Below are 14,756 nucleotides of genomic sequence, written 5' to 3'. Positions count from 1 at the left end.
TATGAAACGTACCATTATTTTAATGCTGGATTCCTTCGGCGTCGGTGCAGCCGGTGATGCTGCCAAGTTTGGTGACCTGGGTTCAGATACCTTTGGTCATATCGCCAAGGAGTGTGCCGAAGGGCGTGCCAATGATGGCCGTGAAGGGCCGCTGAAGTTACCCAATCTTAGCCGTCTGGGGCTGGCACATGCCGCCATGGAAAGCACAGGTCAGTTTGCCCCCGGCTTTGACGCCGATGTCGAGCTGATAGGCGCCTATGGCCATGCCGAAGAGCTGAGCTCAGGCAAGGATACCCCCAGTGGTCACTGGGAAATGGCCGGTGTTCCCGTGCTGTTTGATTGGGGCTATTTCAGCGACAAGCAAAACTCTTTCCCCAAAGAATTGACCGATAAGATCCTGGCGCGCGCCGGCCTTGGCGGTTTCCTCGGTAATTGTCACGCATCCGGAACTGCGATTCTTGAAGAGTTGGGTGAAGAACATATGCGTTCCGGCCTGCCTATCTTCTACACTTCGGCCGACTCTGTGTTCCAGATTGCCTGCCATGAAGAAAGCTTCGGCCTGGAGAACCTCTACCGTTTGTGTGAAATCGCCCGTGAAGAGCTTGAGCCATATAATATCGGCCGAGTCATAGCGCGACCCTTTGTTGGCAGCGGCGCCGCCGATTTTGCTCGCACCGGCAATCGCCGTGACTACGCAGTAGAGCCACCGGCGAAAACTGTGCTGGATAAGCTGAAAGCCGCCGGCGGCCAAGTGGTCAGTGTCGGTAAAATTTCCGATATTTATGCCCACTGCGGTATCACCAGCAAGGTTAAGGCCTCGGGCCTGGAGGCTCTATTCGATGCTACACTGGAGCAGGTCAAGGCTGCCGGTGACAACACCATAGTCTTCACCAACTTCGTGGATTTCGATTCCCACTATGGCCACCGCCGAGATGTGGCAGGTTATGCCCGGGGATTGGAATACTTCGATGCAAGATTGCCTGAAATCCTGGCACTGCTGAATAAGGATGACTTGCTTATCCTGACTGCAGACCATGGTTGCGACCCTACTTGGGAAGGCACAGATCATACCCGCGAACATGTGCCGGTTCTGGCCTATGGCGCAGGTTTGAGTGCTGGTTCATTGGGGCGTCGCAAGAGCTTTGCCGATATCGGCCAATCCATTGCCAGCTACTTCAAGCTGGAACCAATGGAATACGGCGAATCATTTATTCGCTGACAAGATATGGCTCCCTCGCCGGAGCCGTCTTTAATAAACAGACTTGAGTCTTTATAAAACTAACGGGGTTATTTCGATGGCAACACCACATATCAATGCAGTTGACGGCGCATTCGCTGAAACCGTACTTTTCCCTGGCGATCCATTGCGGGCCAAGTACATTGCCGAAACCTTCCTGGAAAACGTAGAACAGGTTACCGACGTACGTAACATGCTCGGTTTCACAGGTACCTACAAAGGCAAGCGTATCTCTGTGATGGGTTCAGGCATGGGTATCCCTTCCTGCTCCATTTATGCCACTGAGCTTATCAAGGACTATGGTGTCAAGAACCTGATCCGTGTAGGCACCTGTGGTGCAATCAGTACTGACGTTAAAGTGCGCGATGTGATCATCGGCATGGGCGCCTGCACCGATTCTCAGGTGAACCGTCTGCGTTTCAAAGGTCAGGACTTTGCTGCCATCGCCAACTATGAGCTGATGAGCGCTGTAGTCGACTCAGCCAAGACTCACGGTACCAAAATTCGTGTAGGTAACGTGTTCTCTGCCGATCTCTTCTACACTCCGGATCCTGAAATGTTCGACGTGATGGAAAAGATGGGTGTACTGGGTGTGGAAATGGAAGCTGCCGGTCTCTACGGTGTTGCCCATGAATTCGGTGCCCGCGCTCTTTGCGTGGTAACAGTTTCCGACCATATCCGTACCGGTGAGAAGACCAGCTCTGATGAGCGTCAAACCACTTTCAACGATATGATCGTCATGACGCTGGATGCAGCGATTACCCTGTAATCCGGTAACCAACTGACATCATAAGGGCTCCCGAGGGAGCCCTTATTGTTTTTAAGCCTTGCCACTTATTCCTGGAGCGCTGCTCTGCAGCTGAAGCTGGCTCTCGGGCTACTCGTTCTTTTTGTTTGCTTCTGCAGTTTGTGGCTCCCGTTTGGGGACAACTCCCGGCCAGGGACGTTTACTGCGGGGATCGTCCGCATCGACAGGATCCGGGATCAGGCTATCGTTGGCTTGCTTGGCTTCGCTTTGGTCTCTTTGGTTACTTGAGTCAATTGGGGGCGCTGAAGTTTCACCGCCTGTTTTTGTTTGGACCTTTTCCCCTGTTTTATTGTCAATCCCAGATTTAGTGTTTACCTCTGAATGCTCTGGCCTGGCAGTCTTTGTGGCCGAGGCTTTGGCGGGCTTTTCTGCCTGTTTGGGTGACATATTGGTGTTGGATTCAGCTTCAAGCTCGGTCTGGGCTTCACCGGTATCCGGGGCTGAATCTTGGCTTTCGGTGGCATTGGATTCAGTATCCGCAGCTTCCTTGGCGGTTGCTTTTTCCTGCTGTTTAAGCTTTTTACGCCTGCGCTTGACCCGGGTGCGGCGGCGGTCAAAGTCGGCGCGTTTGAACGACAAGGCCCGCGACAGCAACAGGCCGATAAAGCCCGCGACTATCAGCATCAGTTGCTGCTGCTCCATATTCAGCTCGTGGGCTTCTTTGATCTCATTGAAAAACAGCTTGGGATCCAGCCTGACTTCGACGAAGCCCAGGTTTTTACCTTGCTGGATCACCGGCTCGACATAAGGGGGATAGGGCGCCAGCAGATCATCCAGCTCCGGGGAGTCCGGCTCCAGTAACTCTGGGCTGACATCCTGGGCAAAGGATAGCCGCTGGCCATCCTCGCTGTAGATAGTCGCCGCCATCACCTTGGGATCTTCCACCAGGGCGCTGGCCAGCCATTGCAACTGCTCATCATTTTGCAGTTGCAACGCCGGTGCGGCACCATAGGCTGTTTGTTGCACCAATAATCTGGCCATCTTTTGGGTTTGGGTCTTCAGAAGCCGCTGCCCTTGTAGTAGGCTTGTCTGCCACAGCTGGACCAGGCCGACCAGCAGAGTGACGGCTATGGCGATCTGCAGCAGTCTGCTGATCTTCTGGCTTTTTTTAAGGCCCTTGAACAACAATACTTTGTCCCTTAATCAAATTCGGTGTTTCCCTAATCATAATGGATTATGGGTATGCCCGATAGCCGGAGAGCAGTGACCATGGAGTCAGTCTTACCTTTTCCCCTGTTGGCCAGTCAACGTCAGGATGGTGTCTATGTCTTGAGTCTGCAGCAGCATACTTGGCCGGCATTCAAGGAAGGGCAACATGCTCAGGGTGAGCGATTACGGCTGATCTTCAGTGAAAAGGCCGCGGCTGCTGTTGCCGATTTGCTTCCCGAGTTGGCACCGAGGGCGGTGGCGATTTTGCAGCGCGAGCAATCCTTGTATGGGCTCGAGTTGCTGCTCGAGGCGGGTATCTGTCAATCCATGCAGAATCGTCTTGAGTCAATTTGCGAGCTGGACTACCTGTCCATTGCGGCGACAACGAGTTTACCGCAGCTTTCGACTCCAGGCCTGTTGGTGATGGATATGGACTCGACCGCCATTACCATTGAGTGTATCGATGAATTGGCGGCCGCTGCCGGCGTGGGCGCCGAGGTGGCACAAGTGACCGAGCGGGCGATGCAGGGGGAGCTGGACTTCGAACAGAGCCTGCGCCAGAGGGTGGCCAAGCTCAAGGGCGCGAATCAAAGTATTATTGATGACCTCTGTGCCCGCTTGCCCTTGAGCCCCGGGCTTGAGAGCATGATAGCCGAGCTCAAGTCCTATGGCTGGCGCACTGTGGTGGCCTCAGGTGGTTTTACCCCCTTTGTTGGCCATCTGCAGCAGTTGCTTGGGTTGGATGCCGCTTTTGCCAATGAACTGGTAATAAGCGATGGCAAGTTGCTCGGCGAGGTTAGCGGCCAGGTAGTGGATGCCGCCTTCAAGGCTGATGTGGTGAAAAAATGCGCCGAGCAGTGGCAGATAGCTGCCGGGCAAAGGCTGGCCATAGGCGATGGCGCCAACGATATCCCCATGGTGCAGGCGGCCGATTTTGGTATTGCCTATCATGCCAAACCTAAGCTGGCTGCGGCGGCTGCGGCCAGGATCAATAAGCTGGGCCTGCAGGTATTACCTTTCTTGCTGCAAGGGCGCTGAAGCGTTAACAGTTAGAATTAGAGTGATTGCTCTTGTTTTTGTGACCGGGATTCATTAGCTTTTGCTATAGAACCCGGTGACGACACACTCCATGGAAACTACACAGCAATCAATCTTTCTGCCTTATCGAGATGGCGAACTGCATCTTCGCAAAATTTCTCCCGCAGCCGGTATTCGGCATCAGATCCCGATTTTGATGTTGCACGGCGCCATGTCCAACGGTCGGGTGTTTTACAGCAGCAGAGGTCGAGGTCTGGCACCGTTTCTGGCCCAGGCGGGCTTTACCGTCTATGTAATGGACAGTGCAGGTCGCGGCCTCAGCACGCCTAAGTTGGCGCGAGGGTTTGAGCTTGGGCAAGGCGAGGTCATCCGTGAACAACTGCCCCTGGTGCAGCAGTATCTGCTTGAGGCCGAGTCCCTGGACAAACTGCATTGGTGTGCCCATTCCTGGGGCGGGGTGCTGATGGCCAGTGCCCTGGCCCGATTTCCGGAACTGCAAGCCTCGGTGGCATCACTGCTTACCTTTGGCAGCAAGCGCACCATAAGAGTCAGGTCATTGAAAAAGTGGCTGATGGTGGATCTCGTTTGGAACCGCCTGGCTCCCGGCATTGCCGCCGGTCACGGCTATCTCGCGGCCGACAAGTGGCGCATGGGCATGGATAACGAGAGCCGGGCTTCGCTACAGCAGAGCATAGATTGGGTACGCGGTGATTGGATAGATCATGACGATGGTTTCGACTATGGCCGGGCTGCCGCCAAAGCCACTTGGCCCAAGAGTTGGTTTATCGCCGGACAGAATGACACTGTGCTCGGCAACCCGGAAGATGTGCTGGATATGATGGCCGAATGCGGCTTGCAAAATAGCCGCTTTACCTTACTGTCACGGGAAAACGGCAATCGCCACGACTATGGTCATGCGGATATGCTGACCCATGTGGATGCACCAAACGATCATTTCAACAAGGTGCTCGCCTGGTATCAGGGTTTTGAGCTTTCCAGCGTCAGTGACTGAGCTTCTGGATTTAATTCCGGGTAGCGCAGCAAGACCTCGCTGGTGATTTCCAAAAATTCGCCAACGCCCACTACCCGCCACAGCATCTCTTCGAGCTTCTTGGCCTTGTGCTTGGCATGAACACCTATATATTCCAGTTCGCGGCGGATATAGCCCAGATCCGGTTTACCGGCGGCGCCGCGATAGACTTTCAAGGCCATAAAGCTGCCGAGCGATTGCGCCTGACGGATAAAATCCACTTGGGCCTGACGCTCCGCCAGTTCATGGCGGGCGGTGCAGCGCAGCCGCAACTGGCCGCTGGATTGGCGCACCAACTGCACAAAGACTTCGAAGCTGTCCATGGTCATCTGCGGCTTCATCGCCCGTATCGGGCCGATAAAGTCGCGCTTCAGCCGGCCGTCTTGCAGTAAAGGTTCGAGATTGAACTGCAACTGTTCAGCGCTGCTGTTGGCGAACAGGTCGCTGACGACATCCGGCTTGACGCCGACCCCCAGCGCCGAAAAACGGAAAGACTTGACGGTTTTTTCCACAAGGAAAGGCACTGAATGCAGTTTGCGCATCAAGAGGTTTTTCATTCCTTCGGCCAGTTCTTTGACCTCAGAGTTATTTTCTGTCAGTTGCTGCAATTTCTCGCGGTTTTGCTCTATCAGGCGCTGCAAAAACTCCACTCCCGGATGAGGCGTGTGGCCCATCACCGCCGCCAGATGCAGGGTGACACCGTTTTTACGGCTGCGCACCAAGCGGTAGGGCAGTGCCTGCAGTTTTGCCTTGGGCGCCAGCTCCTGCAGCTTGGGAAAGCTCAGCAGCAGTGGCTCCTTGGGATTGAGAGTCGCGTTTTCATCCAGATTCAGCTGCAGGCCACGACTGGAAATATCATGGGTGATCCCTGTGTATTGCTGTTTGCCCTGACTGATGTTGACCAAGGTCTTGAAGGAGAACCTGGCTTCCTGGCGCCGCTCGCTGAAATACATGGACACCAATCGGATACTGTTGGTGGTGATTTTGGTTTGGCCGAAACGCTTGAGCTCATTGGCGTCCATCTTGAATGGCCAGCGACGATACTCTTCGGCGGCCTGTTCGTCGGTCACGTCCATCAACTGTAATATGTGGCTGTATTTGCTCAGCTGCTGCTCAGTCAGTGCCGAGTAGTTGCTGTCATCCCCCGGGAGCATGGAGGCCTTGTAGGAACCCCGGTGGTCTATGGTATCCAGGCTCACCTGGATAACCTTCCAACTACCCTTGGTGGCACCAAAGCCGAGAAACAGAGGTTGCAGGCGGCTTTTTTTCAGCTCGCTGAGGCTGGCTGAGTAGAAGTAGAGTTGACCACGGGCATTATAGGTAAAGCTGAACAGTAATCTGTGGTCGGCGTTGTCCGGCTCGGCGAGCATGGCCGCCAGTCTCTGCTTGCTCAGCAGTCCCGGCAATTGGTTGATATCGGCTTCATCGAGAAAATCGTGCAGCAGTGCCTGATTGTCCCGGCTCAGCAGCAAAGCGCCAATAGTTGGGTTGCCTTGGCTGTCCTGCTCGATAAACAGCGGCAGGTGTGGCAGATGGGCCAGATAATGGCGCTCGAATCCCAGTCCTGTTGCTGTTGTCAGTACATCGTTGACATCCACCTTGTAACGGAACTTATAACCGCGAATAAGGCTGGCAAGTAGCTCGGAGAGCTGCTCACTGCCGCCGATGCGTTTTAGCCGCATCCAGCAGGTATCCTGCTCTGTCTGGGCATCGACTATCTGGTAGTCGACTCCGAGTTGCAGATCCCGGTAATAGTATTCATCGCTGAGGTCCAGTAGCTTGACCCTTAGCGGCCGGTTAAGATCTAAGTTGTGTCTGGCGGGCAGGCGCACCCTGGCGCCACCGACGGAAAGATCTGCGGTATTGCCGCGCAACTCTTCTCTGCCGGGTTGGGAAACCGCTATCTTGATGCTGTAGTTCATCCGCTCTTCACTGCGGTTGAAGTAACGTCCCAGGACGATTCCGGGTACCAGATAGGGATTCTCCTGGCCTTCCTGATTGCGGGGCGTTTGCTGTAGTCGTTGGCGACGCTGGCGATGAGCCTCCATCACCTGTTCATATACTCCCATTGTGTACTGGTTGCGGTACAGCGCCAGTGCGGCGTCTAAGGCCTCTTTGGCCGGGGCATCGAGATAATGGCGTTGGTCAGCGAAGCGATACTCCAGGCAGGGCAGTTCCGATTTGTCTCTGAGATCAATGATCCTCAGACAGGGGGAAGCCAGGCGCTGGATTTCCATCTTTAACAGAAAGCGGGTCGAGTTGGACTCTTCGGCGGTGAGCTGCAAGAAGATCTCACTAAAGTCCGGCTCCATCATCAGGGGCTTGAGTTGCTCAATCAGGGCGCTGTGGTGATCTGGGCTCATGGACTCGCTCTTTAAAGGGTGCTTATTCTTGTGCTGACTGTTAGTCTTATGTCGGCCCGGCTTTGGGAAGCTTGAACCCAAATCGGGATTATCGCGCTGAAACTATCACTTTGAAAGTGCAATTATTTTAATTAACTATTACAGATTTTACACAAGTTTGAACCCAGATGGCGAAGAATAAAACAGCATACGTGTGCAACGAATGTGGCCAGGACTTTCCCCGTTGGCAGGGGCAGTGCAGTGCTTGTCATGAATGGAATACCATTACCGAAGTCAGACTGGGGGCGGCCACACCATCCCGGGGGGGGCAGTTCAGCGGTTATGCCGGTGCCGGTGCCAGTGAGATCCAGACGCTGGATCAGATAGATCTCAACGAAGTGCCCAGGATCCCCAGTAGCTTTATCGAATTCGACCGTGTGCTCGGTGGCGGCATAGTCGCCGGCAGTGCCATCCTGATTGGCGGTCATCCGGGGGCCGGTAAGAGTACCTTGCTGCTGCAAACTTTGTGTCAGCTGGCAGAGACAATGCCGGCTCTCTATGTCACCGGCGAGGAATCTTTGCAGCAAGTGGCTATGCGTGCCCATCGTTTGGGTCTGCCCACCGGACGTTTGAAGATGTTGTCCGAAACCAGTGTCGAGACCATCTGCACTGTGGCACTGCGGGAGAAGCCCAAGGTCATAGTGATAGACTCGATTCAGGTGATGCATATCAGCGATGTGCAGTCTTCCCCCGGCAGTGTGGCCCAGGTTCGTGAGTCGGCCGCTTTTCTGACCCGTTTTGCCAAACAAAATGGTATCGCCATTATCATGGTCGGCCATGTCACCAAAGATGGCTCTCTGGCCGGCCCCAAGGTGCTGGAGCACTGCATAGATTGCTCCGTGATGTTTGAAGGGGACAGCGATAGCCGCTACCGTACCCTGCGCTCCCATAAGAACCGCTTCGGTGCCATCAATGAGCTGGGAGTGTTCGCCATGACGGAACGGGGGCTCAAGGAAGTGGCCAATCCGTCGGCGATATTCCTGTCACGCGCCGATGAAGCTGCCTCCGGCTCCTTGGTGATGGTGGTTTGGGAGGGCACCCGGCCGCTGCTGGTGGAGCTACAGGTGTTGGTGGACAGCTCGGCACTGTCGCATCCGCGGCGAGTCGCCGTGGGGATGGATGCCAATCGTTTGGCTATGTTGCTGGCGGTAATGCATCGTCATGGCGGCTTACAGATGTCGGATCAGGATGTATTTGTTAACGTGGTCGGTGGTGTCAAGGTGACAGAAACCAGCGCCGATTTGACTCTGCTGTTGGCCATGGTTTCCAGTTTCCGTGGTGATATTCTGCCCAGGGATCTGGTGGTGTTCGGCGAAGTGGGCCTTTCCGGTGAGATACGTCCCGTGCCCAATGGTCAGGAGCGTTTGGTGGAAGCTGCCAAGCATGGCTTTACCCGGGCGATTGTGCCTAAGGCCAATATGCCGAAAAAGCCGCCTCAGGGGATGCAGGTGATAGGGGTGAGCAAACTCAGCGAGGCACTCGGGGCTTTATGATTGCTATGTGAGCGCTATGTGAAGTAATAGCCCGGCAAACAGGGCTATTGCCGCCCTGTGACCTGTGAAGCAGGAGCCGCTTCAGCGGCTCTGTTCATGTTCGGCGATAAACTGTTCCAACTCGCGGTGCAGCAGTGAGGCATCACCAAGATTCAGCTCCAATAGCCGTCTTAAGTGACTGATACTCTCGATATCAATAAGCCCGCACTTGAGGCCCAGAAGGCCGTTGCGGCGATACACGACGTCAGCCTCCATGCACAGTTCAACTTCGGACTGGGGCAGGCAAAAACTCAGCTTCAGCACGCCTTCGGGAGCGAAATCGGCAGGTTCTTCCACCATGGCGCCATTGAGACAGAGATCCAGCAAATGGGTGCTCCACACCTTGTCACCGCAGCTCAGCTGGGCATCTATGCTAAACAGGATCCGCGAAAACTTGCGCTTTTCGTCCATATTCAGTCCTTTAATTTTTGATTCGTCCTTATTGTAGCCACATAAAAAGCGCTTAGCACCGAACTCAGGTCAAATATCTATCCGCTACAGACAAAATATGAAAAATTGTGAATAATGACCTCTATCCCAGCCGGTTGGAATACAAGCATGGCATACCGCATATTGATAGTGGACGATGAGGCTATCATTAGGACTCGTTTAAAAGGCTACTTTGAAAAAGATGGTTACCAGGTGATGGAGGCCGCTGACGGTGAGCAGATGTGGCAGCAACTACAACAACAGCATGTGGACCTGGTGATGCTGGATATCAATATGCCTGGTGACGATGGTTTGATGCTGACCCGTGAGCTGCGCAGTCGCTCAGATGTGGGCATTATTCTGGTGACCGGCCGGGATGAGGCGATAGATAAAATAGTTGGCCTGGAAATGGGCGCCGATGATTATGTCACCAAGCCATTTGAGTTTCGTGAGCTCAGGGTCAGGGTCAAAAATCTGCTCTGGCGCATCTCTCTGGTGAAGAAGGCGCAGCAACAAACGGCCGAACAACTGTCGCGCTCGGACGACAATCTTTATTTCGAAGGCTATCACTTGCAGCTCAACAGCCGCCGTTTGAGCTTGGATGGGCAGGCTATCAAGTTGACCAAGGCTGAGTTTGAACTGCTGGTGGCCTTTGCCCTGCACCCGCAGCAGGTGCTATCGAGAGAGCGCTTGATGCAACAAACCAGTCACAGGGATCAGGATGTTAACGACCGTACCATAGATGTGATTATTCGGCGTCTGCGCAGCAAGCTGAGTCCAGAGCTGTTTGTCACTGTGCATGGTGAAGGTTATCTGTTTGCCGCCGATGTTAGCGACTGAGTTCTGAGCCCTTGGCTTCCACTCTGTATACCGGGTAGAAATCCGCCGGTGCCAAACTGTCATCCAGTTGCATGCTGTTGAGGTTATCCGGGCGCAATTGCAAAATTGCCGGGCCTATATCACCAAACGCCTTTTCCCCCTGCAACAGCCTAACGGCGAGATCGACCGCCAGCCGCCCCTGTAGTACCACTCTGTCATCATTGGCATAAGCGACCTTGTTGCGCTTGAGGCCTCGCATGACATCCGGAGACAAGTAGCTGCTTACCAGCGCCATTTTATCCGTCATATTTCTCTGTCTCAGAGTGCCCATGGCGGCTTCAATCGCCACAGCACTGCCGAGTAAGGCTTGTGGCAGCGGCGGCTTATTTTGGTTGAGCAACAAATTGAGCTGATCCCGGTAGAGATTGCGGTTGTTGTCGGCATGCATCACGGCCACTATCTCTACGGTGCTGTCTTGCAGTGCTTGTCCGACGCCTTTTTCCACCAGATCGGTACCACCGCGGCCTTCGGGGCCCGCCAGCATCGCCAGACGTTGATATGGTTTGGATGCGAGGAATTGACCTGTGAGATAACCCATCTGATACCAGTTGACTCCTATATGGGTTTGTACTCGGCTGTCTGCCAACTGGTTCACCAGCGCCAACACCGGCTTGGTCAGCTCAAGCGCCTGGCCCTCAAGCAGGTGTGGGCTGACGGCGCCGAGCAAAATCGCATCGGCATCACCATCGAGGCAGGATTTGAGTTGTGCCAACTGGGTTTGAGTGTTGCCATAGCCACCGGCTTCATGGAGTTCCAGCCCGAGCCCCAATACTTGGCTCTGTTTGGCTAAGCCATAATTAATCCCTATCCAGTAAGCATCTTTCAGATGCGGCACCAACGCGCACAGTTTCCAAGGTTTGTTGGCCTTGGTGAGCGGCGTGTGGGTCAGAGGGCTGGCCTGCTGGATTGCTTCGTTGAAAGGACTGCGTTGCTCCAGCTCCCAGGCTTCATTGGCCAGCGCGGCAGGGATAAACATCAGCAGAGCCAATAACCACAGCTGTAGCGGTTTTTTAGTTGCAGGCAACACAGCCTCAAACTTGGCGGAAAATTGGCTCATGGGGAAGGCCCTGATATATGATGCAAGTATTCTACCATAGCATTCCTGCTGAATGTTTGAGTGAGTCAATGCCTATGCGAACCGGTATCAACAAGGATAACAAGTGAGACCTTTATCTTCATGGCTGAGCAGCCTGACCGGCCGTCTGATGCTGGCGTTCTGTTTACTGGCGCTGTTGCTGTTATTACTGGTGACTCTGGGCAATTTGAGCCTGCACTGGGTCAGGGGTGCCGACAGTTTTCTGTATGAGAAGGCCTTGCCCGCATCAGAAGCCGCGCGGCAGTTATCGCAGTCGGCCACCTCGTTGGCGGAGAATGCCCAGCGCCTGGGCACAGTTGCAGATGAAAAGCAGCGTCAATATTTGGGACGCCGCCTGTCTCTTGAAAGCAATCGCATGTTGGCGGCGATAGCGACCCTGGAGCAGTTGGCGGTGCCGGATTCGGCCAACCTTAAACAGGCGGCGGCCACCATTATCGCCGAGCTGACCTTACTCGGCGAACAGACTGGCGAGCGACTTGAGCGTACCCAAGCGCTGAAGCAGCAAGGACTTTTACTGGTACAGGCTTCCAAGCAGGCCGATAATCTGCTGCGTTCCGAGCTGGCGGTGCTGGATTCAGTTATTATTGCCAAGCTGAGCCAGATCCCTGGCGCTGAGACAGTAGATGACATTATAGAGCTGGATCTCAGCAGCGCCGAGCAGCTCAACCGCGCCCTGAAACTGACCCACAAGATAGCCTTGCTCGGGCAGATATTTGCCGCGGCCGATGCGCCGCAAGACTTGGTCGGCGCCATCAACCAGGCGCCGTTGACCGATGATGCCCTGTCCCCGGGATTGCTCAAGCGTATTCCTGTGGCCGATTTGGTTCGGGACCCAGGTAGAGCCGAGGCGCTCGAGGCCGAATTTGCTCGTCTTGACCAGGTCATTGCCGGTCAACAATTGGCCGAAGCGATATGGCAGTTGCAGCAGCAACTGGAACAAAGGCAATTGGTGATTTCTGATAACCTCAAGTCGATGGAGCAAACCGTGGATGCCGCCCTCGAAGGCCAACAGCAACAGCTGAATTTGGCCCGCCGCGACTATCTGGGGCAGCTCAATTGGGCCAGCGCAGGGCTCTGGGGGACGGGCGCTTTGATGTTGCTGCTGATCCTGTTTGTCAGTTGGCAGGTTATCTATAAGGGCATCGCCCGGCGCTTGAGCGATGCCACCCAGGCACTCAGTCGCCTGAGTCTTGGCGATACCAATGTCAGTATACGCTCTTACGGTGATGATGAACTTACTGCTATGGCCTCGGCGCTGGAAGCCTTCAAACAGAAAACGGCCCACAATCAAAAGTTGCAGCAGGATCTGCAGCGCACTGCCGCCGAGTTGACCGAGCATAAATTGGCGCTGGAGCTGAAGGTCGCCGAGCGAACCCGCGAGCTCGCCCAGACCAATGCCCAGTTGGAGGAAGCCAGTCAGGCCAAGTCGTTGTTTTTGGCAACCATGAGTCATGAAATACGTACACCGCTTAATGGCTTGCTCGGCACCCTGAGTTTGCTGGGGCAGGCGGAGTTACCCGCCAAGGCGCGGCAGATGTTGGCGTTGTCCCAGTACAGTGGCACTCAACTGCAAACCGTGCTCAATGACATTCTCGATTTTTCACGTCTGGAGCAGGGTAGGCTGCTCAATGAGCCAAGGGCTGTGGAGTTGCCGGCGCTGCTCAACGAAGTGACCGCCATCATGTTGGCCGGGGCTAATCTTGCCGGGCTTGAGCTCAGGTTGTTAAAGCCGGAATTGCCCGAATGGGTCTGGCTTGATGGGCCCAAGCTCAGGCAGGTATTATTTAACCTTCTGGGCAATGCGATTAAGTTTACCACCAAGGGCAGTGTGACTCTGGAGGTCAGTATTGAAGGTGCACGCCTGTGCTTCAGCGTGACTGACACCGGCATCGGCATCCGCCCCGAAGCCATGGCGCATCTGTTTACCCCCTATGCCACAGAGGCGACCCATGCCAGTGCCAGGGGTACCGGGCTTGGGCTGAGTATCAGTCGTGACCTGGTGCAACTGATGAATGGCCGTGAGAGCGAGGATGAGCCCGCCATAGACGTTATCAGTACGCCGGGGCAGGGCAGCCGTTTCAGTTTCAGTGTGCCGCTTCAGCCCTGTGAGCAGGGGGAGCAACAATCGAGTCGCCTGCCGCAGAGTGAAATCGCCAAGCGGGTGTTGCTGGTGGAAGATAACAGGGTTAACGCCCTGGTGGCTCAGGGCTTTTTGGCGCACCTTGGACATGAATCACTCTTGTGTGTCAGTTTGGCTGAGGCGCGAAGTGTGTTGCTTGATAACACGTCAGGCCCCTTTGATGCCGTGATGCTGGATTTACAGCTGAGTGACGGCTCCGGCAGCGAGCTGTTGCCTGAGCTCAGGCAACAGCTGGGCACCAAGGTGCCTATTGCCGCCTTTACCGCCCAGTTGCAGACTCAGGACATGGCTGATTATCAGGCCATGGGCTTTGATACAGTGCTGGGTAAGCCCTTGGGATTGCAGGCTCTGGCCAATTGGCTAGGGGTTGTCTCCGGCTCGAATCTGAGTGATGAGCGCCATAAGGAGGAGGATATCCAAGCGCCGGGCCTTAAATCCCGCAATACGGACAACGCCCAATGGCTGGCGCTGGAGCAACTTGAGCAGGACTTGCAGGTACTCGGCAAGGCCACTTTGCTGGAGATGCGGCAACAGTTTGTGGATAGCTGTGACGCGCAGCTGCAAGCTTTAAAGGCGGAGGATGGGCAACGGGATATCATTGCTGCCAAGCTGCACGCACTCAAGGGCAGCAGTGGCAACATGGGGCTTGAAGCGCTGCATTTGCGCTGCGCCGCACTGGAACAGTCCATCAAGGTTGGCAATCCTTTGAGCGACGAGGAACTTACCGAGCTGACAGATTGCGTAGCGGCATCATTGCAGGCGCTCGAAAACTGGCTTGAGCAGCAATCAGACTAAGGTGCTTTTTACCTGGGGTTTAAGCGAAAGAGAAGAAGCGCAGCATTTAACGGCTGCTGAAGATATAGAAAGGGCGCCGCTCGATACTCGAGTTGGCGCCCTTTGACCCTTTGACCCTTTGACCCTTTGACCCTTTGACCCTTTGACCCTTTGATCCTTTGATTAGGGGGGGCTGTGTTACGTTTGATTCAGGCAAGCACTTGAGTCAGCACCGGTCTAAA

General features: G+C 54.8%; 11 protein-coding genes. 7 read left to right on the top strand and 4 right to left on the bottom strand.

Going from position 1 to position 14,756, the window contains the following annotated elements; translation table 11 throughout:
• Position 1: 1 nt before the first annotated feature.
• The gene (locus CX650_RS02575; RefSeq protein ID WP_044733933.1) at positions 2 to 1,219 is read left to right on the top strand and encodes a phosphopentomutase; all 1,218 of its coding nucleotides are present in this window, start codon (positions 2 to 4) and stop codon (positions 1,217 to 1,219) included.
• Between the two features lie 76 nt (positions 1,220 to 1,295).
• A complete protein-coding gene (deoD, locus tag CX650_RS02570) occupies positions 1,296 to 2,006 on the top strand; it encodes a purine-nucleoside phosphorylase (RefSeq protein ID WP_025009945.1) in 711 nt (236 codons plus the stop codon).
• Positions 2,007 to 2,114: 108 nt separating this feature from the next.
• On the opposite strand, the gene CX650_RS02565 is transcribed toward deoD, so the two are convergent.
• On the bottom strand, positions 2,115 to 3,173 hold the full coding sequence (locus CX650_RS02565; protein ID WP_101094940.1) for an AhpA/YtjB family protein: 1,059 nt from the start codon (positions 3,171 to 3,173) through the stop codon (positions 2,115 to 2,117).
• Between the two features lie 81 nt (positions 3,174 to 3,254).
• Between CX650_RS02565 and serB the strand changes: the two genes are divergently transcribed.
• Positions 3,255 to 4,232, top strand: a complete 978-nt coding sequence (gene serB / locus CX650_RS02560) for a phosphoserine phosphatase SerB (RefSeq protein ID WP_101094939.1) — start codon at positions 3,255 to 3,257, stop codon at positions 4,230 to 4,232.
• Between the two features lie 91 nt (positions 4,233 to 4,323).
• A complete protein-coding gene (locus tag CX650_RS02555; RefSeq protein WP_101094938.1) occupies positions 4,324 to 5,244 on the top strand; it encodes an alpha/beta fold hydrolase in 921 nt (306 codons plus the stop codon).
• Here CX650_RS02555 and CX650_RS02550 read toward each other — a convergent pair.
• Complete coding sequence (locus CX650_RS02550) at positions 5,211 to 7,625, bottom strand: PilZ domain-containing protein (RefSeq protein WP_101094937.1); 2,415 nt, start codon at positions 7,623 to 7,625, stop codon at positions 5,211 to 5,213. The two genes, CX650_RS02555 and CX650_RS02550, sit on opposite strands and share 34 nt — an antisense overlap.
• 167 nt (positions 7,626 to 7,792) lie before the next feature.
• Between CX650_RS02550 and radA the strand changes: the two genes are divergently transcribed.
• The gene (gene radA, locus CX650_RS02545) at positions 7,793 to 9,157 is read left to right on the top strand and encodes a DNA repair protein RadA (protein WP_039033655.1); all 1,365 of its coding nucleotides are present in this window, start codon (positions 7,793 to 7,795) and stop codon (positions 9,155 to 9,157) included.
• Positions 9,158 to 9,238: 81 nt separating this feature from the next.
• On the opposite strand, the gene CX650_RS02540 is transcribed toward radA, so the two are convergent.
• Positions 9,239 to 9,607, bottom strand: a complete 369-nt coding sequence (locus tag CX650_RS02540) for a PilZ domain-containing protein (RefSeq protein WP_039033656.1) — start codon at positions 9,605 to 9,607, stop codon at positions 9,239 to 9,241.
• 147 nt (positions 9,608 to 9,754) lie between these two features.
• On the opposite strand from CX650_RS02540, the gene torR reads away from it, so the two are divergent.
• Positions 9,755 to 10,465, top strand: coding sequence for a two-component system response regulator TorR (gene torR, locus CX650_RS02535; protein ID WP_025009949.1), 711 nt, complete (start codon positions 9,755 to 9,757; stop codon positions 10,463 to 10,465).
• Here the strand turns inward: torR and torT are convergent.
• Positions 10,455 to 11,480 carry a TMAO reductase system periplasmic protein TorT gene (torT, locus tag CX650_RS02530; protein ID WP_101094953.1) on the bottom strand — a complete coding sequence of 342 codons (1,026 nt, stop codon included), beginning with the start codon at positions 11,478 to 11,480 and terminating at the stop codon, positions 10,455 to 10,457. The two genes, torR and torT, sit on opposite strands and share 11 nt — an antisense overlap.
• A 184-nt stretch (positions 11,481 to 11,664) precedes the next feature.
• On the opposite strand from torT, the gene torS reads away from it, so the two are divergent.
• Entirely contained in the window at positions 11,665 to 14,535 is a 2,871-nt protein-coding gene (gene torS / locus CX650_RS02525; protein ID WP_101094936.1) for a TMAO reductase system sensor histidine kinase/response regulator TorS, read from the top strand.
• Positions 14,536 to 14,756: the final 221 nt, after the last annotated feature.

The sequence above is a fragment of the Shewanella indica genome, from assembly GCF_002836975.1.
GTDB classification, from domain to species: domain Bacteria; phylum Pseudomonadota; class Gammaproteobacteria; order Enterobacterales; family Shewanellaceae; genus Shewanella; species Shewanella indica.
Note: the sequence above shows the minus strand (reverse complement) of the source record. Positions and strands in the feature narration are given on the sequence as shown.

What these genes read in the sequence shown, in the direction of transcription:
- deoD (WP_025009945.1), top strand. Translation starts at nt 1,296, where the DNA reads ATGGCAACACCACATATCAATGCAGTTGACGGCGCATTCGCTGAAACC.
- radA (WP_039033655.1), top strand. Translation starts at nt 7,793, where the DNA reads ATGGCGAAGAATAAAACAGCATACGTGTGCAACGAATGTGGCCAGGAC.
- CX650_RS02575 (WP_044733933.1), top strand. Translation starts at nt 2, where the DNA reads ATGAAACGTACCATTATTTTAATGCTGGATTCCTTCGGCGTCGGTGCA.
- CX650_RS02555 (WP_101094938.1), top strand. Translation starts at nt 4,324, where the DNA reads ATGGAAACTACACAGCAATCAATCTTTCTGCCTTATCGAGATGGCGAA.
- torR (WP_025009949.1), top strand. Translation starts at nt 9,755, where the DNA reads ATGGCATACCGCATATTGATAGTGGACGATGAGGCTATCATTAGGACT.
- CX650_RS02540 (WP_039033656.1), bottom strand. Translation starts at nt 9,607, where the DNA reads ATGGACGAAAAGCGCAAGTTTTCGCGGATCCTGTTTAGCATAGATGCC.
- CX650_RS02550 (WP_101094937.1), bottom strand. Translation starts at nt 7,625, where the DNA reads ATGAGCCCAGATCACCACAGCGCCCTGATTGAGCAACTCAAGCCCCTG.
- torT (WP_101094953.1), bottom strand. Translation starts at nt 11,480, where the DNA reads ATGTTTATCCCTGCCGCGCTGGCCAATGAAGCCTGGGAGCTGGAGCAA.
- serB (WP_101094939.1), top strand. Translation starts at nt 3,255, where the DNA reads ATGGAGTCAGTCTTACCTTTTCCCCTGTTGGCCAGTCAACGTCAGGAT.